The sequence below is a fragment of the Clostridium beijerinckii genome, from assembly GCA_003129525.1.
Taxonomy (GTDB): domain Bacteria; phylum Bacillota; class Clostridia; order Clostridiales; family Clostridiaceae; genus Clostridium; species Clostridium beijerinckii_D.
The window spans coordinates 1257864-1278976 of record CP029329.1; the positions used below are offsets into that span (position 1 = coordinate 1257864).

Below are 21113 nucleotides of genomic sequence, written 5' to 3' on the forward strand. Positions count from 1 at the left end.
TTAGTAATGAGTGTAAAAGGTAAAGTATTCAAATATGGAGATAATGTAGATACAGATGTAATAATTCCAGCAAGATATTTAAACACATCAGATGCTAAAGAACTTGCTGCACATTGTATGGAAGATATAGATATAGATTTTGTAAAGAATGTAAAAGACGGAGATATAATTGTTGCAAATAAAAACTTCGGCTGTGGTTCTTCAAGAGAACACGCACCACTTGCAATTAAAACAGCTGGAATTAGTTGTGTTATAGCATCAACCTTTGCAAGAATATTCTATAGAAATTCAATTAATATTGGATTACCAATTTTAGAATGTGATGAGGCTGTAAAAAATATTACTGCAGGAGATGAATTAGAAGTTGATTTTTCAACAGGTATTATAAAAAATTTAACTAAGAACCAAGAGTATCAAGGAGAAGCATTCCCAGAATTTATGCAAAAAATCATCGATAATGATGGGTTGATTGGATATATAGGAAGCAAAAAGTAGAGAAATAATTAATAAGCAATAAGAATTAGGCAATGATAAAGAGGGGGATTTTTATAATGAAATATAATATAGCTGTAATACCAGGAGACGGAATAGGACCAGAAGTCGTAGAAGAAACTATAAAGGTTTTGAAAGTTATTGGGGATAAGTTTGGACATAAATTTGAATATGAATATGTATTAGCTGGTGGATGTGCTATAGATAAAGAAGGTACACCACTTCCAGAAGCAACATTAGAAGCTTGTAAAAAAAGCGATGCAGTTTTACTTGGAGCTGTGGGTGGTCCTAAATGGGATGATCCTACTGCAAAAATAAGACCAGAACAAGCATTGTTAGGATTAAGAGGTGCATTAAATCTTTATTGTAATTTAAGACCAGCAGTTTTATATGCTCCATTAAAAAATGAATCACCACTTAAAGATAGCATTGTTAAAGATGGAATAGATATTTGCATAGTAAGAGAATTAACTGGCGGTATTTATTTTGGAGAAAGAGGAATAGAAGTTATTGATGGCATAAAGAGCGCATATGATACTGAAAGATATAATGAAAATGAAATAACTAGAATTGTTAAAATCGGATTTGAAACAGCAATGAAGAGAAACAAGAAGCTTACAAGTGTTGATAAAGCGAATATATTAGAAAGTTCAAGACTTTGGAGAAGCATAGTTAATGAAATGGCTAACGATTATCCAGAAGTTGAAGTAAATCATTTATATGTTGATAACACTGCAATGCAATTAGTTAAAGATCCAAATCAATTTGATGTTATTGTAACTTCAAATATTTTTGGTGATATATTATCAGATGAAGCTAGTATGGTTACAGGTTCGATTGGAATGTTACCATCAGCATCACTTGGAGATGGTACTCTTGGAATGTATGAACCAATCCATGGAAGTGCTCCTGATATAGCAGGACAAGGAATTGCTAATCCTTTAGCAACCATTCTTTCGGCAGCAATGATGTTAAGATATAGTTTTTCATTAGAAGAAGAAGCTAAATCAATTGAAAATGCAGTTCTTGCAGTTCTTGAAGATGGATATAGAACTGGAGATATAATGACTGAAGGTAAGAAAAAAGTTGGAACAGTTGAAATGGGAAATTTAGTTCGTGAAAAATTATAAAGATTAAAATAAATTCAATAGATGATTTACAAGTGACAATTGACAATGCAGGAACAAAAGATTCCGAAGGAATCTTATCTGAAATTGTTAATTGTTAATTGAAAAATGAAAGGGAGTAGTAAGAAATGAGAAGTGACGCAATAAAAAAAGGTCCTACTAAGGCACCACAAAGATCATTATTAAAAGCATCTGGATTAACTGATGAAGAAATACAAAGACCTTTAATAGGTATTGTTAGTTCACAAAATGATATTATTCCAGGTCATATAAATCTAGATAAAATTGTTGAAGCTGTTAAAAAGGGTGTATTAATGTCTGGGGGAACACCTTTAGTATTTCCAGCAATAGGAGTTTGTGATGGTCTAGCTATGGGGCATGAAGGTATGAAATATTCTTTGGTTACTAGAGAGCTTATAGCAGACTCAACAGAGTGTATGGTAAAAGCACATGCTTTTGATGCGTTAGTATTTATACCAAACTGTGATAAAGTTGTTCCAGGAATGGTAATGGCAGCACTTAGACTTAATATACCTTCTGTTTTTGTTAGTGGTGGACCAATGCTTTCGGGAAGATTTAATGATAAGCCAGTATCACTTTCAACTATGTTTGAAGCAGTTGGTGCTTATGAAAATGGTTCAATGCTTGCAGGTGACTTACATAAATTAGAAGAAAGTGCATGTCCATCGTGTGGATCATGTTCAGGAATGTTTACTGCAAATTCAATGAATTGTTTATGTGAAGTATTGGGACTTGGATTACCTGGAAATGGTACAATTCCAGCTGTATACTCAGAAAGAATAAGACTTGCTAAAACAGCAGGTATGGCTGTAATGGAATTGTTGAAGAATGACATTAAGCCAAGAGATATAGTAAATGAAAGAAGCATTAAAAATGCATTAACAGTTGATATGGCACTTGGATGTTCTAGCAATAGTGTGCTTCATTTAACAGCAATTTGCAATGAAGCAAAAGTTGACATGAACTTAGATATTATAAACGATATATCTGCAAATACACCAAATCTTTGCAAATTGTCACCAGCATCAGATACTCCAATTGAAGCTTTATATGAAGCAGGAGGAGTTAGTGCTGTGATGACTGAACTTTCAAAGAAGAATCTTTTGGATTTAGATTGTATAACAGTTACAGGAAAGTCTCAAAAAGAAAATATAGCAGGGATAGAACCAAAGAACCATGATGTAATTAAATCAATAGATGCACCACATAGTCAAACTGGTGGAATTGCAATTCTTAAAGGGAATTTAGCGAAAGATGGAGCTGTTGTTAAAAGATCAGCGGTGGTTCCTGAAATGTTAAAACATGAAGGTCCTGCAAAAGTATTTAATTCTGAGGAAGAAGCAATAGAGTCAATCTTTGGTAAGAAGATAAAAGCTGGGGATGTAATTGTAATAAGATATGAAGGCCCTAAGGGTGGTCCTGGAATGAGAGAAATGCTTTCATCAACAGCAGCTGTAGCAGGTATGGGATTAGATAAATCAGTTGCATTAATTACAGACGGTAGATTTAGTGGAGCAACTAGAGGCGCTGCAATAGGTCATGTATCGCCAGAAGCAGCAGATAATGGTGTTATTGGATTAGTTGAAGACGGTGATATTATTTCAATTGATATCAATAATTCAAAACTTGAATTGTTGGTTTCTGATGAAGTATTAGAAGATAGAAGAAAGAATTTAAAGCCTGTAGAACCAAAGGTTAAAGATGGATATTTAGCTAGATATGCTAAGCTAGTTAGTTCTGCAAGTGAAGGGGCAATACTTAAATAGCAATATAGAAATCATTTTATAAGCAAAGGAGTGAATAAAATGTTATTGACGGGGGCTGAAATTTTAATAAAGTCGTTACTAGATGAAGGGGTAGAGACTATATTTGGGTATCCAGGTGGAGCAGTATTAAATATATATGATGAATTATATAAATATAAGGATAAACTTCACCACGTTTTAACTTGTCATGAGCAAGGTGCATCTCATGCAGCTGATGGATATGCAAGAGCAACTGGTAAAGTGGGAGTTTGTCTTGCAACATCAGGACCAGGGGCAACAAATTTAGTAACAGGGATTGCTACTGCATATATGGACTCAATTCCTATGGTAGCTATAACAGGAAACGTAGCAAAATCATTGCTTGGAAAAGATAGTTTTCAAGAGGTTGATATAACTGGAATTACAATGCCTATAACAAAACATAATTATATTGTAAGAGATGTTAATGATCTTCAAAATATAATTAGAGAAGCTTTTTATATAGCTGAAGAGGGCAGACCAGGACCAGTATTAATAGATATTCCAAAGGATATTACTGCAGATAAAACTAAGTATACAAAATTAATTCCTAAAGAAGTGGTTAGAAAGTCAGAATACATTACAGATAATGCAATACAGGAAGCAATAGAGCTAATAAATCAAAGTAAAAAACCATTTATATTTGCAGGTGGTGGTGTTGGTATATCTGAAGCAACATTAGAATTAATAAGATTTGCTGAAAAGATAAATGCACCTGTATCAACATCACTTATGTGTATGGCGGAATTTCCTAATGATCATGAATTATATACTGGTATGATAGGAATGCATGGAACAAAAGCATCAAATATCGCTGCAACTAGATGCGATTTATTAATAACACTTGGAGCTAGATTTAGTGATAGGGTTATAAGCAATCAAAATCATATTAAGAATGCAAAAATATTACAAATAGATGTTGATCCAGCAGAAATAAATAAAAACATAAAGGTTGATACTTGTATTGTAGGTGATTTAAAGGTAGCTTTAGATAAATTGATGCCACTAATTCAAGAAAAGAAAAATGAAGAGTGGCTTAGTACAATAAACAAATTAAAAGAAGATAAAAGGATATTATCAGAGTGTGAGACAACTCCAGAATTATTTTTTGATAAACTAAATGAATTAAATGATAGAAGTTTTATAATATCAACTGAAGTTGGGCAACATCAAATGTGGGCAGCACAATATTTTAAATTTAAAGATCCAAAAACCTTTATAACATCAGGTGGTCTTGGAACTATGGGATATGGTCTTGGAGCTGCAATTGGGGCTCAAATTGGTAGACCGGATAAAAGGGTATTTAATATTGCTGGAGATGGTAGCTTTGGAATGAATTGCAATGAATTAGTTACTGCAGTTAAAAATAAGATTCCATTAATACAAGTTGTTATGAACAATAATTGCTTAGGAATGGTTAGACAATGGCAAACTCTCTTTTACGAGGAAAGGTATTCCGAAACAACATTAGATAGACCAACAGATTATGTTAAGCTTGCTGAAGCTTTCGGAGCTAAAGGATTTAGAATAACTAAAGTAGAAGAAATAGACGATATTTTAAGAAAAGCTCTGGATTCAGAAGGTCCAGTTCTTATAGATTATTTAGTAAATAGTGATAAAAAAGTTTTTCCTATGGTTGCACCTGGTGCACCAATTAATCAAATAATAAGTGAAGAAGATATCAATAATAATTAGGAGGTCATTAAAATGCCAAAAATGTATTATGAAAAAGACACGGATTTAAATTTATTAAAAGGAAAGAAGGTTGCCGTAATAGGTTACGGTAGCCAAGGTCATGCACATGCATTAAACCTTCATGAAAGTGGAATAGATGTTACTGTTGGTTTATATAATGGAAGTAAATCATGGGCTAAAGCTGAAGCAGCTGGACTAAAGGTTGCAACTGTTGCAGAAGCATCAAAAGCAGCTGATTTTATCATGATTTTATTACCAGATGAAAAACAAGGGAAAATCTATAACGAAGAAATTGCTCCAAACTTAGAAGAAGGAAATGCATTAGTATTTGCTCATGGATTTAACATTCATTATGTACAAATAGTTCCACCTGCATTCGTTGATGTATTCATGGTTGCACCAAAGGGACCAGGACATTTAGTAAGAAGAACATATACTGAAGGCGCTGGAGTACCTTGCTTAATAGCTATACACCAAGATGCATCAGGAAAAGCAAAACAATATGCTTTAGCATATGCAAATGGAATTGGTGGAGCAAGAGCTGGTGTTCTTGAAACTACTTTCAAAGATGAAACAGAAACAGATTTATTTGGAGAACAAGCAGTACTTTGTGGTGGATGTGCAGAACTTATCAAAGCAGGATTTGAAACTTTAGTAGAAGCTGGATATGCTCCAGAAAATGCTTACTTTGAATGTATGCATGAAATGAAATTAATTGTTGATTTATTCTACCAAGGTGGATTAAGTTTAATGAGATATTCAGTATCAGATACTGCTGAATATGGAGATTACCAAGTTGGTAAGAGAATCATCACAGCTGAAACTAAGAAAGAAATGAAAAAGGTTCTTTCTGAAATTCAAGATGGTACTTTTGCAAAGAATTGGTTATTGGAAAACCAAGTTGGAAGACCAAACTTCAATGCAACTAGAAGAATGGAAGCAGAACATCCAATTGAAAAGGTTGGTAAGGAATTAAGAGGAATGATGAGTTGGATTGATACAGCTAAAGTAGATTAGTATTATTATAAATAATAGCTATAATTTTAAAAGAAGACGAGGATTTAGATTTAAATACTCGTCTTCTTCTTTTTAAGGTATAATAGAAATGTAATAATGTATAAATGAGAGGTAATAAATGAATTATGTATATATTGTAGAATGTTCAGATGGGACATTTTATACAGGATGGACTAATAACTTAGAAAAAAGAATTCGTATGCATTCGATTGGAACAGGGGCAAAATATACAAAAGGAAGAGGACCTGTGAAATTGATGCATTATGAAGAATTCGAAGATAAAAAGGATGCAATGAAAAGGGAATATGAGATAAAGAAATTAACAAGAAAAGCAAAGATATCATTAATTAGGTAGGCTATGAAAAAAATAAATTGTCAGCAACTTAATAATAATCTCAACAAAATTTTTAATAGTCATATTCAATAAATTCTAATGCAAACGATTTTATTAAAAAAGCTCTATCTTAGAGTAAATCATAATAAATATAAGAAAATTCATTAAATATGGTAAAAATTAAGAAAAATATCACTTGTAAAAGTTTTCTTAGTTTGATATACTAAAAATATCAAAGAGATGAATAAAGAAAAAGATTAATAAGAAGTCTGAATAGAGGTAGAAAACTATAAAGACTAAATTTTTGCAACTTTCCGCAAACGGTTGCGAAAACGATTTTTTGGTAGAAAGTATATTGGTATTAAGTTTTTATGCAGATTATAAAAGAAGAGCATATATCAAATATTTCAAGTATAAAACCTTTAATATATAATATATATAACTGTTAATAATATATTTAGAATTACTATTTTGAATATATATTATAAATTATAATATTTAAAATTTTTAAAAAATGTCTTAAAAAATTAAATAAATTTTAACGGAGGGGTATTAATATGAAAACAAAAAAGATATTATCAACTATTCTAGCTACTACATTATTAGTTGGAACAATGGTAGGTTGTGGAACAAGTACTAGTTCAGGAAATTCAGCTAAAACTGAAAGTGGAAAAGCGGTTAAAATATTTCAATTAAAAGTTGAAATTAATGATCAACTTCAAGCACTTGCTAAAAAGTATGAAGAAGAAAAGGGTGTTAAAGTTGACATTCAATCAGTTGGTGGAGGTGCTGACTATGGTGCATCTTTAAAAGCAGAATTCGCAAAAGGTGCGGATGCTGAACCTGATGTATTTATGATTCAAGGTGCTGGAGACTATGGAGTTTGGAAACATAAAATTGATGATTTAAGTTCAGAGTCATGGATAAAGAATGCTGTTAAAGGAACACTTGATACAGTAACTATTGATAAAAAAGTATATGGTATGCCAGCAGCAACAGAAGGATATGGATTAGCATATAATAAAGCAATCTTAGATAAGGCTGGAATTGATCCTAAATCTATAGATACATTTGATAAGCTAAAAGCTGCTTTTGAAAAATTAGATAGCAAGAAATCAGAACTTGGACTTGACAATGTCTTATCTTATACAACAAAAGAAACTTGGGTAACTGGTAATCACACATTCAATATACCATTTGCAACACAAGATAATCCTGCCCAATTTGCAAAAGATTATATTGATAAAAAAGCAGATGTAGTAAATAATAAGCAATTTAATGACTGGATGAATTTAGTTGAATTAATGTGTAAATATAGTGGAGGAAAAACATTAGATACTATTGATTATAGTACTCAAGTTGGTAATTTCGCACTTGGAAAGACAGCATTTATTCAACAAGGTAACTGGATTGCTTCAGATTTAAAGAACTTAGAAGCTAATTTTGATATGGGATTCGTTCCATTAGCTATCAATAATGATACAAAAGTAAGTGGATCTATTCCAGTAGGAGTTCCAATGTATTGGGTAGTTAATAAGGATTCTAAAGTTAATAAAGAAGCTAAGGAATTCTTAGATTGGATGGTTACTAGCCCAGCTGGTCAAGAGTCATTAGTTAAAGATATGAATATGATTCCTGCATTTACAAACTTCACAACTGAGAGCGATAATGCATTAAACAAATCAATATCTGAATATAACAAAGCTGGGAAGACTCTTCCATGGGCATTTACTAATTTCCCAGATGGATTCTCTATGAACAATATAGGACCTTTATTCTCTAAATTCCTTTCTACTGATATGGGTGCACAAGCTAAGAAAGATATGTTACAAGGAATTCAAGATGCAAAAAGAGAAAAATAGAAATTAAAATTAATTCATGAGGAAAGTAAAACTTTCTCATGAATATTTTAAACAGAAGATTAATTTGGTACACAATAGTAAGTATCATTAGGAAAGGAGTAATTGTATGAGTAAAAAATCAACAGACAGTAAAAATTTTTGGATTTATGTTGGACCGGCTTTATTTGCTATAATAATGGTTGTATTTATACCATTTATAATTGGTATATATTATACATTCACAAATTACAATGGTGCGAATCCACAATATGATTTTGTAGGAATAAGTAATTATATAAGTCTTTTTGATGATGACCAATTTATATATTCTTTAAAAATAACTATTTTATATACAATTGCAAGTGTAATAACTATTAACATAGTAGGATTTGGATTAGCATATGCTGTTACAAGAAAGTTAAAAACAAGTAATTTCTTAAGAACAGGTTTCTTTATGCCAAATTTAATTGGAGGATTAATCCTAGGATTTATATGGCAATTTATGTTCAATTCAGTATTCACAGGAATAGGGCAAAATTTAGGTAGCAAAGTGCTTGCAACATCACTATTACAAGAACCAACTACAGCAATGTTTGCAATGTTAATTGTTTCAACATGGCAATATGCAGGTTATATAATGGTTATATATGTAGCTGCTCTTGAAACTGTTCCAGCTGATTTAATAGAAGCAGCTCATATTGATGGAGCTAATGGATGGCATACATTTAGACATATAACAATACCTATGGTAAGACAAGGAATGACAATTTGTATGTTCTTAACTTTAGCAAACTCATTTAAATTATTCGATTTAAACTTCTCATTAACACCAGCAAAAACAACAGAAATGTTAGCTTTAAATATCTATAAGGAAGCATTTGTAGTAAATAATATGGGAATAGGACAAGCTAAAGCAATTATATTTTTTATACTTGTAACTGCTGTTTCTTTAATTCAAGTTTACTTTAATAAGAAGAAGGAGGTAGAAGCATAATGGAAACAAATACAAGTGTTAATAATGCAACACAAAGTAGATCACGTAAAAAACTAAAAACAATGGATAGTTATACTAGTAAACTAAAAATATTAGAAGTTTTTGCATGGCTATTACTAATATTATATATGTCACCATTTTATTTAATGTTTATAAATTCATTTAAAACAAGAAGAGAAGTTTTTGCTAATACCACAGGATTACCGGATGTATGGAATTTTCAAAACTATATAGACGCTGCTAACAAAATGGACTTGATAAGTTCTTTTGCTAATTCTATGATAATAACTGTTGGGAGTGTAATATTAATACTTCTATTCTCTTCAATGGCAGCTTGGTTATTAGTACGTGATAAGACAAAAAAAAGTAAAATACTATTTTATGTATTTACAGCAGGAATGATTGTACCATTCCAAGCAGTAATGATACCACTTGTAAAGTGGATGGCTAAAATTCAACTTGGACCAATTAAAATGATAGGAACACGTTATGGTTTAATATTTATGTATATAGGATTTGGTGTAAGTATGAGTATATTCTTATATCATGGATTTATTAAAGGTATACCTCAAGAAGTTGAAGAAGCTGCAACTATTGATGGATGTAGTAAATGGCAAACTTATACAAAGGTAGTATTACCATTGCTAAAACCTACTACTGTTACAGTAGCTGTATTAAATAGCATATGGATATGGAATGATTTCTTATTACCTTTCTTGACATTAGATAAAAATATGAGAACTATACCATTAGCTATGAATAATTTCTTTGGAGCGTTTTCAAAACAATGGGAACTTGCTATGGCAGCATTAATATTAGCTATAATTCCAATCATTATATTCTACTTCTTTGTTCAAAAACATATAATTGCAGGTATTGTTCAAGGATCTATAAAGTAATTTATTTAGATGAATTTATAGACATGTTAAAAGTTTCATTATGTGATTTAATGAATAAGGGTTTTTAATCAAAATTTAATATACAGAATAGATATTTTAATAGTATCATGCATCATAACAAATAATTAGATTTTTAGTTAATTAACCCTAATTTAAATTATATTTTTAAGATAGTGTCTTAATTTTTAACTATGATATATATAATTTATACATAAGTAAAAGTTAAATTATAAGCTGTTATGCAAGCGATTGACCCTAAAAAGACAATATTGTATAATACAAATTTAAAATAAGAGTAAGAAAATGGGAGGAAGATATGAATAGAGGTAGTGGTATTATCATGCACATTGCTTCTCTGCCAGGAAAATATGGAATAGGAACATTTGGTAAGGAAGCTTATGAATTTAGTGATTTTCTACAAAAAGCTGGTCAAAAGTATTGGCAAATATTGCCAATAGGACCTACAAGTTTTGGAGATTCACCATATCAATCTTTTTCAGCTTTTGCTGGAAATCCTTATTTTATAGATTTTGATACTTTGAGAAAAGATGGATTATTGAATGAAAAAGATTATGATTCAATAAATTTCGGAAAAAATTTAGAAAATATAGATTATGGATTAATATTTAACGAAAAATTAAAAATACTAAGAAAAGCATATGAGAATTTTAAATTAAATAAAATTGAAGATTTAAAAGAATTTCAGAAGAAGGAAGCATATTGGCTTGATGATTACTCATTATATATGGCATTAAAAAGTCATTTTGCATTAAAAAGCTGGCAAACTTGGGATGAGGATATAAGATTAAGAAAAAAAGAAGCTATAAGTAGATATGAGGTAATATTAAAAGATGAAATAAATTACTGGAAATTTTTACAATATGAATTTTATAAACAATGGAAAGCATTGAAGTCATATGTGAATGATTTGGGTATTGAAATAATAGGTGATATGCCTATATATGTAGCGGAAGATAGTGCCGATGTATGGGGAAATCCTGAAGCATTTTTACTTGATAAGAAGACATTAAATCCACTACAGGTTGCAGGATGTCCGCCAGATATATTTGCAGCTACAGGTCAACTATGGGGAAATCCAATTTATGATTGGAACTACATGGAGAAAACAGATTATAAATGGTGGGTTGAGCGTATAAGGCAAAGCCTTAATTTATATGATGTGCTTAGAATAGATCATTTTAAAGGATTTGAATCATATTGGTCAATTCCTTATGGTGATCCAACTGCTGAAAATGGTGAATGGGTGAAAGGGCCTGGAATAAAAATATTTAATGCAATTAAAGATGAACTTGGAGATGTAAATATAATTGCAGAGGACTTAGGAACATTAACTGAAGAAACTATAAAACTTAGGGATGATACAGGGTTCCCTGGTATGAAAATATTAACATTTGGATTTGATACGGATAGCTCTAACCCTTTTTTACCTCATAATTATGAGAAAAATTTTATAGTTTACACAGGTACTCATGATAATGATACTGTCAGAGGTTGGATGGAAACAACTGCTCCAAAGGAAGAAGTTAAAAATGCAATAGAATATTTAAGTTTGACTAAGGAAGAAGGTTATAACTGGGGCTTCATTAGAGGAGCATGGAGTAGCATTGGCGATATATCAATAGCACAAATGCAAGATTTCTTAAACCTAGGGAATAAATCAAGGATTAATTTACCATCAACACTTGGGGATAATTGGAGATGGAGAGCAAAAGAAGACGTATTAACTGATGAATTAGCTAAAAGGATTTATAGAATAACTAAAATTTATGGAAGATGCAAATAAGATTAAATAAAGGGACAATAAAATATCAATAGTAAGGCACAGAAATAAATATAATTTCTGTGCTTTTTTTAAAAACTAAATAAGCAATATACTGTTTGTAACATCAAGTTAAATATGATAATATTAGCATTATTAGTGTGTTGTGGTTGTATAAAAATAAACTAAGGCCATATGATTAAAAGAATAGTATAAATAGAAGTTTTAATAATTTCACAATAGATTTCAAAACATAGAATAGGAGGAAATCATGAAAGTTACAATTAAAGAAGTGGCAAAAGAAGCAAAGGTTTCTACTTCAACTGTGTCTAGAGTTATATCTGATAGTCCTCAAATAAGTGAAAAGACAAAGGAACAGGTTAGAGAAGTAATAAATAAACTTAAATATAAGCCCAATGCGATAGCTAGAAGTTTAGCAAATAGTAAAAGCAGAATTATAGGAGTAGTTCTACCCAATGAATCACAAGATTTAATAACAAATCCTTTCTTTATACAAGCGATGAAAGGTATGAGTGGTTATGCTCAAAGTAAAAAGTATTATATTATGTATGCATTTAGTGAAGATGAAAAAAGTGAATCAGATTATATAAATAATTTTATAACGAGCAATTTAGTTGATGGAGTATGTTTATTACGTGCAAGGTCAGATGATAAAAGTATTAAAGATCTTAAAAAATGGGGATTTCCATTTGTCGTAATAGGAAGACCAGAAGAATCTGAAGATATGCTTTGGGTAGATAATGATAATTTTCAAGCTACATATAACTTAGTAAATGAGTTCATAAAAAAAGGACATAAAGACATTGCGTTTTTAGGTGCAAAGAATGAATGGAATGTAACAAAAGACAGATTAAAGGGATTTAAAGTTGCATGTGAAATTAATGGAATTTTAGTACAGGATAAAAACATCGCAACGCGAAATGAATTTAGTGAACAAGAAGGTATTGATGGTGCTATTGAATTATTAAAAAACAGTAGTCCAACAGCTATAATAGTAGAAGATGATATATTAGCTTTTGGTGTACTTAAAGTGCTTAAGCAAAGAAATATTAAGAATATAGAAGTTGTAGGATTTAATAACAGTCCCTTAGCTGAATTTCAGACTCCTCCATTGTCATCAGTTGACATTAATGCGAAAGAGCTTGGATATTATGCTGCAAAAATTTTAATAGATTCATTGGAAAGTAATGAAATAGCAATAAACCATTATATTATTGACTCTAAACTTATAAAAAGAGAATCATTTAAATAGAAACTATACAAAGTTTCCGATTGAATGATTTGTATGATTGCAAGCTATTGCATGGGTTGCTGCTAAAATATGAAAGAAAAAATTTGCACGTTTGAGTATTTAGAGTTTAATAATAAATAAAGGGATTCTATTTAAATTAAAAAAAATATTTTTTTGACTTAAAAGAATTCTTTTTTCTTTATAAATTATCTTAATTAATTATAGTAATTGAAGAAACCATGAGTTATAATTATGTTAACGTTTAACATAATTATAAAAATAAGTAATAAGTTTAAAATAAAAAGTGAAGGAGAGTAATAATGAGAATAACTAGAGAAAAAAGTGTAGTAAAAAAAGATAAGAATAAGGGGACTAGTCTTAAAAGGAAAATAATAATTAGTTATATGATAGTACTAAGTTTCATGCTCATTATTGCAAGCGTTTGCGTAAACCAAATGAAAAATGTTATAACGAAACTTGGAACAACCCAAGATATTATAAATAATGCAGCTGTCCAAACAATGACTAAACAAAACATGAGAGCGTCCATTACAGAACTTGAGGCTTCGGTAAGTAAATTTACAAGCATAACTATCGTAGTTTCAATTATTGGATTCGTAGTTACACTAGGTTTAGCAGTATTAATAATTAGAAGGATACTCAATCCTCTAAAGGATTTAAGCAGACTTGCACAGTCATTAAGAGAAGGTGATTTAACTGCTAAACTTGAGGGAAAAAAATATGATAGGGAAATAGGCGATGTTGTAGATAATTTAAATAATGCGATGAATGCTAATAGATCAATGGTAGGGAATATATATACATATTCAAAGCTAGTAATAAAGTCAAGTGAAGATCTTAATGAAATAGTTAAGTCTATTAATGATAGAATAATAGAAGTTAATTCTGCTACTGAAGTAATATCTAGTGAGGTTGAACAATTAAGTGCAATTTCAGAAGAAGTTAATGCTTCAACATTAGAGATAAAATCTACTATGTCAAGTTTAAATGAAAAAGCACAAATAGATAATAATTCAGCAGATGCTATCAGAAACAAAGCGATTAAAGTTAAAGAAAAAGGACAAACAGCAGCAAAAAATGCAAGAAGAATTTATGCAGAAAAAATTGATAACATCACTAATGCAATTGAACAAGGAAAAGTAGTAAAAGACATTAAAATGATGGCAGATATAATAGCTGGAGTTTCAGAACAAACTAATTTATTAGCACTTAATGCTGCAATAGAAGCAGCTAGAGCAGGCGAACAAGGAAAAGGATTTGCAGTAGTTGCTGATGAAGTGCGGAATTTAGCAGAACAAAGTAAAGAGACTGTTGATAAAATTAAAAAAGTTATTAGTGAAGTACATGGCGCCTTTGATAACTTAAGTGAGCATAGTAAAGATTTATTGACTTTCATAGAGAAAGATGTTGATGGTGATTATGAACTTTTAATTGAAACAGCAACAAGTTATGAAAAAGACTCTAAATTAATTACTAATATGTCAGAAGAGATACAAAATAGGAGTAAAATTATTGAAGATGTTATTAGTCAAATAACTGAGGGTATTAACAATGTAAGCTCAAATGCAGTTGAAACTTCAAGTAAGTCTCAAGATATACAAACAAGTGTAGAAGAAGTTACGAGCCGAGTTCAAACTATTGTTGAAGCAATTCAGCAACAAACTGAACTTGCAGAAGAACTTAAAGATGTTATTAATGTATATAAGATTTAGATATATTAATTTGTTATCATAGTAAAAAGGTAACAAATTTAGAAAAAGAATAGTGTTTTTAAGAGAAAATTCTTATACAAGACATTGCCATAATGTGATATTATTTTGTATATAAACAACTCGAAATTTAAAAATTAGGAGATCTATATATGAAGAAGAGAAACTCCTGTAATAAGCATGAGAAAAAATATCAGGATGGTACAAAAGACAAAAGTAATAATTTATTTAAGAATATTTCTCTAATTATTGTAAGTGCATTAATAGTATGTGGAGTAGCATTCTATCTGAAAAATATAAATAATTCAAAGTTACAAAAAAGTGAAGCTAACAATCAATTGACTGAGGATAATAATGATAAAAATACAAGTGAAAAAAATATAAATCAAGAAGAAACAAAAAAGGAACCTGTTAAAAAGGAGATTATAATTTCAGTAGCAGGAGATTTTACTTTAGGAACAGATACTAAATTTGCATATAATGGTAGTTTGCCAGCAGCATTTATAAATAGTGGAAAGAACTATTCTTATTTCATGCAAAATGTATCTGGCATTTTTACTAAAGATGATTACACCTTAGTGAACCTAGAAACAACATTTACAGACTCAGATGTTAAAATTCATAAAGAAGGAGAGATATTTTATAACTTTAAGGGACCTAAGGAATATGTAAATATTCTCACTAACGCATCTGTTGATGGTGTTACAATAGCTAATAATCATATTTATGATTATGGAAAGCAAGGAATAAATGATACTATAAATACACTAAAGGAAAATAATATAGATATATGTGGAGAAGGTTATCAAATTTTAAAAGAGATACAGGGAGTTAAATTTGGATTTTTAGGGTATACAGGTTGGGAATATTCTAATGGATTAAAAACAAAAATAGCCACTGATATTAATGAACTTCGAAATAAGGGAGCAGAAGTGATTATCCCATATTTTCATTGGGGAATAGAGAAATCATATGAACCATATGAGGTTCAACAAAACTTAGCTAGGTTTGCTATTGATAATGGTGCAAATGCTGTTATAGGTTCACATCCTCATGTAATTCAAAGTATGGAAAATTACAAAGGTAAGCTCATAGCATATTCAATGGGAAATTTCTGTTTTGGAGGAAATTCAAATCCTTCAGATAAAAGAACATTTATACTTCAGGTTAAGGCAAATATGGAAGACAATAAAGTAGTAGATTTTGAATATAAAGTAATTCCAACAATGATTTCTTCAAGAAATGATAGAAATGATTATATTCCAACTTTAGCAACTGGTGACAATAAAATAAATATATTAAATACATTAAATGAATTATCACCAACTTTAAATGGAAATATTAAAGATGAATTTTTCAAATTATATTTAAAATAATGTTTAATCATATAGAAAGTTGATAAGTTTACTAATATTTATTGACAAGAGAATTTAACTATGTATAATTAATAGTAATAAATTAAATATTTAAATAAGTTAATCTTATTAAGAGTGGTGGAGGGACTGGCCCTTTGAAACCCGGCAACCTGAAAAAAATTTCATGGGAATTTTTTCGTTGGTGCTAAATCCTGCAAGAGAATATCTTGAAAAATGAGAGGGAAATTAAGTTTTATTAGAACTTATCTTATGGCTACAGAGTCACTTCTTATTTTAGAAGTGACTTTTTTATTAATTTAATTAGAGTACTAGAAACAATTAATAAAGCATTAAGCAATAATAATTTAAAGGGGGCAAAAAAATGACTTTAAAAAAATCTTTTGAAACAATTGCAGTTAGTGGAGCATCAGGTGGCGATAAAGCTACAGGAGCAATAAGTTATCCAATATATCAATCAGCCACATTTAAGCATCATGGACTTAATAATAGCACCGGTTATGATTATTCTAGGGCCCAAAATCCAACAAGAGAAGAGGCTGAAAAAACATTGGCAGTTTTAGAAGGTGGAAAAGAGGCAATAGGATTTTCTTCAGGAGTGTCGGCAATTACTGCTTGTATACATTTGTTTAAATCAGGAGACCATATAATTTTATCTGATGATTTGTATGGAGGGACATACAGATTATTTGAAGAAACTTATAAGGACTTTGGATTAAAAGCTACATTTGTTGATACAACAAATACTAAAAATATAATAGCATCTATAAAAGAGAATACAAAAGCTATATTTATTGAGACTCCTTCTAATCCAACGATGAAGGTAACAGACATACGTGCGGTAGGAGAAATAACTAAAAAGAATAAGTTACTATTAATTGTAGACAATACTTTCTTGACACCTTATTATCAAAAACCATTAGAATTAGGTGCTGATTTGGTAATTCATAGTGGAACTAAATATTTAGGTGGACATCATGATTTGCTAGCTGGATTTATAGTAGGAAATGATGAAGAGATTTTACAAAAGCTAAGAAGAATTCATATGTCAACTGGAGCAACATTATCTCCGTTTGATTCATGGTTAATTTTAAGGGGAATTAAAACATTACATATAAGATTAGATAGAGCACAAGAAAATTCAATAAAAATAGCAAAATTTTTAGAGAATAATTCTAATGTAGAAAAAGTTTATTATGTAGGTTTAGAAAACTTTGATGGCTATGAAGTAAATAAAAAACAAGCAACGGGTTTTGGAGCAACATTATCCTTTAGAGTTAAAGATAAAAAATTAATACCTAAAATTTTAGAAAGCGTTAAAGTAATAAGATTTGCAGAAAGTTTAGGTGGAGTAGAAACATTAATAACATATCCAATTACTCAAACTCACTCAGAAATTCCAGAAGAAATTAGGAAAAGATTGGGAGTAGATGAATACTTACTTAGATTATCAATTGGAATAGAGAATATAGATGACTTAATAAAGGATTTAGAAAATGCAATTGGGAAATAAGCTAATAAATATGATTGGGGTGTAAATTATGAATTTTGGAACTAAATTAATACATGCAAGTGGAGATATAGACCCTGCTACAGGTTCTGTAAGTACTCCGATATATCAAACATCAACTTTTCACCAATTTGATATAGAGAACTTTGGAAAATATGATTATGCAAGATCAGGAAATCCAACTAGAGAGGTAGTAGAAAAATTAATAGCAGAACTTGAAGGCGGAGAATGTGGCTTTGCATTTGCTTCAGGTATGGCGGCTATTTGTTCTGTATTATCAATATTCTCAGCAGGAGATCACATTATAATTTGTGGTGATGTATATGGTGGAACATATAGGGCAACAACAAAATTATTTTCAAGATTTAATATTGAATTTACTTTTGTAGATGCATCGAATATTGAAGCTGTGAAAAACGCTTTTAAGGAAAATACAAAGGGACTCTATTTAGAAACTCCTTCAAACCCATTATTAAAAGTTACAGATTTAAGAGCTGCTAGTAAAATAGCTAAAGAAAATGGTGCAATTACAATAGTAGATAATACATTTATGTCACCATATCTACAAAGACCATTAGAGCTTGGTATGGATATAGTTGTACACAGCGCAACTAAGTTTTTAGGTGGACATAGTGATGTTATAGCAGGACTTGTTGTAACTAAAACAAAAGAACTTGGAGATAGAGTTTATCAAATACAAAATACATTTGGAGCTGTACTTGGGCCACAAGATTCATGGCTTTTGGTTAGAGGAATTAAAACTCTGAAAGTTAGATTAGATGCACTACAAAAAAGTGCTCAAAAGCTAGCCGAGTGGCTTGAATCAAGAGAAGAAGTGGAGAAGGTTTATTATCTTGGATTACAGTCAATGGAAGGAAGAGATGTACATTTAGAACAAGCAGATGGTGCAGGTGCAGTTTTATCTTTTAAGTTTAAGACGTTAGAAAGAACTACAATTTTCTTAAACAATGTAAAAAATGTAGCTGTAGCAGTAAGTTTAGGCAGCGTTGAAACTATAGTTTCATATCCAGCTAAAATGAGCCATGCATCAATTCCAAAAGAAGAAAGAGAAGAACTTGGAATTACAGATACATTAATACGAGTATCTGTAGGGCTTGAAGATATAGAAGATTTGATAGAATCGTTTAAAGAAGCAATTGAAAAATAAGTAATCTAGAACTAAAAAACTAGTCAGTATTAATATATTGGCTAGTTTTTTTGATACTTTAATTTAATTTTTTTAATATTGTTATTAAGTTTGATATAGAATCATTTAACATAACTACCTCATCATCAGAAAGAGGAGATATTTTTTCTACAAAAGAATTACAAATCGCAATTCTAAAAGAATCCAATAGTTTGGAAGCCTTATCAGTTAATTCTACTCTGAGAATTCTTCTATCACGAGAATCAGGATATCTATTGACCAGTCCATAGTTAATTAAATTATCTATAATAGGCGTCATGTTAGACTTTGATATTCCTAAATTATCTGCTATTTGTGAAATAGGAGATGAATTAAATTTCAAAAGGTGAAAAATAACTCTAACATGGGATGGAGGAATAGAAAAGTTCGGGACACAATCATCTCCGCAATTTATAGAAGAGTGAAAATTTTTAGTTATATCAGTTTCCTTAAGTATATTATTTTGAATAATCCATAAAAAGTTTACTAGGGAATCTGCAACTTTAAATAAATCATCTTTATCCATAATAAAACAATCCTTCCTACGATAAAATGGTATCTAAATAAAGTATAAACTATTAACAATTTGAAAACAAGAAAAAAGTTATTGACTTATAATAGTTATAAAAATATAATCAATACTATGAATAGAATATATTAGCATATTATCTAAATACTAATCAATAAATTTAAATTATAACTTGGAATTAGGTTTCAGTTAAGGTAAAAATAATCTAAAAATACAACTTAGATTTATTTTATATGATTAAAAATTTTACTTTAAAATTATAAAGGATTATTGATGAATTATTAAAAATTTATAAAAATATCATTTTTAAAATCAGGAGGAAAACATGAAAAAATATTTAGCATTATTTTTAGTACTTAGTTCATTAGGGCTCACAGGATGTGGACAAGCGCCTAAAGAAGAAGAAAAGCCAATAGCTGTATCAGTGCAAATGGCTAAAGGTGGTGGAATAGAAAATACTAATACATTTACTGGAACTACAAAAGTTAAAGAAGAAACATCAGTTACAGTAGAAATAGGTGGAACTATTCAAGAAACATATGTAACGCTAGGTCAAGAAGTGAAAAAAGGAGATAAGCTTTTATCAATTAAAGGTGATGATATACAAAATAGTGTAAAACAAGCAGCAGCAGCTTTAGAGATTGCAAAAGCAAATTATGCCAATACAACAGATGGAAGTATAGAAAGTCAACAAAATTCATTAAATAATTCACTAAAATTAGCACAATTGTCTTATGATGAAGCTAAGAGAAATCATGATCTTAATACTCAACTTTATCAGGCAGAAGCAATAAGTGAAGATGTATATAAAAAATCTGAAGTTTCATTAAATCAAGCTAAACAAGGTTTAGATATGGCACAAAAATCGTATGATACTTCAAATGGGAAAAGCATTCCAGAATTAAAGGAATTAGCTGAAAAACAACTAAATCAATCACAAGTGGCATATGAAGTGGCAACTAGTAATTTAAATAAACTTACATTAGTTGCACCAACAGATGGGACAATAACAGTTAAAAACTTTAATGCAAATGAAATGGCTACGCAACAAAAACCTGCTTTTGTTATTTCTAGTTCCAATATGTTGCAAATAGATTTAAATGTAACTCAATCTGATTTACCTAAGTTTACAGCTGGACAAGAAGTTGAAGTTACAATAAACAATAAATCAGTTAAAGGTACAGTAAGATATGTACCAGCAGTAGTTAATGCAACAACATCACTATATAATATTGAAATACTCGTAGATAATTCACAAGGTGATTTTAAAGCAGGAATGTCAGCAGATGTTCAAATAAGTATAGAAAAACAAGATCAAGCAATAACAATTCCTAAAAAAGCAATATTTGAAGAAGATGGTAAAAAGTATGTATACATAGCAGATTCAAGTAATAAATCAGTTAAAACAGAAATTACAACAGGCATTGAAACAGCTACTACGATGGAAATTAAAAGTGGAATAAGTAAAGATGATACAGTAGTTATTGGTGGATTAAGCCTAATTTCTGATGGAACTAGCATATTCCCAGTAACAAAGGAGGATTAATAA

The 21113-nt window shown here is 30.0% G+C and carries 17 protein-coding genes and 1 riboswitch; of the genes, 16 read left to right on the forward strand and 1 reads right to left on the reverse strand.

The annotated features are described in order from the left end of the window. The first annotated feature begins 6 nt into the window (after positions 1-6). The 15 genes from leuD (at position 7) to DIC82_05545 (ending at position 19017) form a co-directional block, all read left to right on the forward strand. Positions 7-495, forward strand: coding sequence for a 3-isopropylmalate dehydratase small subunit (gene leuD, locus DIC82_05475; protein AWK50516.1), 489 nt, complete (start codon positions 7-9; stop codon positions 493-495). Between the two features lie 56 nt (positions 496-551). After that, positions 552-1622, forward strand: a complete 1071-nt coding sequence (leuB, locus tag DIC82_05480; protein ID AWK50517.1) for a 3-isopropylmalate dehydrogenase — start codon at positions 552-554, stop codon at positions 1620-1622. A gap of 125 nt (positions 1623-1747) precedes the next feature. Next, the gene (gene ilvD, locus DIC82_05485) at positions 1748-3406 is read left to right on the forward strand and encodes a dihydroxy-acid dehydratase (protein AWK50518.1); all 1659 of its coding nucleotides are present in this window, start codon (positions 1748-1750) and stop codon (positions 3404-3406) included. A gap of 39 nt (positions 3407-3445) precedes the next feature. Next, complete coding sequence (gene ilvB, locus DIC82_05490; protein ID AWK50519.1) at positions 3446-5119, forward strand: biosynthetic-type acetolactate synthase large subunit; 1674 nt, start codon at positions 3446-3448, stop codon at positions 5117-5119. Between the two features lie 12 nt (positions 5120-5131). Next, positions 5132-6136 (forward strand): ketol-acid reductoisomerase, encoded by a 1005-nt coding sequence (locus tag DIC82_05495; protein AWK50520.1) that lies wholly within the window; start codon positions 5132-5134, stop codon positions 6134-6136. A 118-nt stretch (positions 6137-6254) separates the two neighbouring features. After that, on the forward strand, positions 6255-6491 hold the full coding sequence (locus tag DIC82_05500; GenBank protein AWK50521.1) for a hypothetical protein: 237 nt from the start codon (positions 6255-6257) through the stop codon (positions 6489-6491). A 536-nt stretch (positions 6492-7027) separates the two neighbouring features. Continuing rightward, the gene (locus tag DIC82_05505) at positions 7028-8332 is read left to right on the forward strand and encodes an ABC transporter substrate-binding protein (GenBank protein AWK50522.1); all 1305 of its coding nucleotides are present in this window, start codon (positions 7028-7030) and stop codon (positions 8330-8332) included. 106 nt (positions 8333-8438) lie between these two features. Then, positions 8439-9305, forward strand: a complete 867-nt coding sequence (locus DIC82_05510) for an ABC transporter permease (protein ID AWK50523.1) — start codon at positions 8439-8441, stop codon at positions 9303-9305. Beyond that, a complete protein-coding gene (locus DIC82_05515) occupies positions 9305-10204 on the forward strand; it encodes a sugar ABC transporter permease (GenBank protein ID AWK50524.1) in 900 nt (299 codons plus the stop codon). The genes DIC82_05510 and DIC82_05515 overlap by 1 nt, the downstream gene beginning before the upstream one ends. 316 nt (positions 10205-10520) lie before the next feature. After that, entirely contained in the window at positions 10521-12008 is a 1488-nt protein-coding gene (gene malQ / locus DIC82_05520; GenBank protein ID AWK50525.1) for a 4-alpha-glucanotransferase, read from the forward strand. 247 nt (positions 12009-12255) lie between these two features. Further along, positions 12256-13257 (forward strand): LacI family transcriptional regulator, encoded by a 1002-nt coding sequence (locus DIC82_05525; GenBank protein ID AWK50526.1) that lies wholly within the window; start codon positions 12256-12258, stop codon positions 13255-13257. Positions 13258-13556: 299 nt separating this feature from the next. Then, positions 13557-14969 (forward strand): methyl-accepting chemotaxis protein, encoded by a 1413-nt coding sequence (locus DIC82_05530; GenBank protein AWK50527.1) that lies wholly within the window; start codon positions 13557-13559, stop codon positions 14967-14969. 149 nt (positions 14970-15118) lie between these two features. Beyond that, positions 15119-16342: a capsule biosynthesis protein CapA gene (locus DIC82_05535; protein ID AWK50528.1), complete on the forward strand. Its 1224-nt coding sequence runs from the start codon at positions 15119-15121 to the stop codon at positions 16340-16342. Positions 16343-16444: 102 nt separating this feature from the next. After that, a riboswitch (SAM riboswitch) is annotated at positions 16445-16562 on the forward strand. Between the two features lie 141 nt (positions 16563-16703). Further along, positions 16704-17852, forward strand: a complete 1149-nt coding sequence (locus DIC82_05540) for a cystathionine gamma-synthase (protein ID AWK50529.1) — start codon at positions 16704-16706, stop codon at positions 17850-17852. Positions 17853-17880: 28 nt separating this feature from the next. Beyond that, complete coding sequence (locus tag DIC82_05545) at positions 17881-19017, forward strand: methionine biosynthesis PLP-dependent protein (GenBank protein ID AWK50530.1); 1137 nt, start codon at positions 17881-17883, stop codon at positions 19015-19017. A 58-nt stretch (positions 19018-19075) separates the two neighbouring features. Here DIC82_05545 and DIC82_05550 read toward each other — a convergent pair whose 3' ends face one another. After that, positions 19076-19561, reverse strand: a complete 486-nt coding sequence (locus DIC82_05550; protein ID AWK50531.1) for a transcriptional regulator — start codon at positions 19559-19561, stop codon at positions 19076-19078. A 328-nt stretch (positions 19562-19889) separates the two neighbouring features. On the opposite strand from DIC82_05550, the gene DIC82_05555 reads away from it, so the two are divergent. Next, positions 19890-21110, forward strand: coding sequence for an efflux RND transporter periplasmic adaptor subunit (locus DIC82_05555; GenBank protein ID AWK50532.1), 1221 nt, complete (start codon positions 19890-19892; stop codon positions 21108-21110). Positions 21111-21113 lie beyond the last annotated feature (3 nt).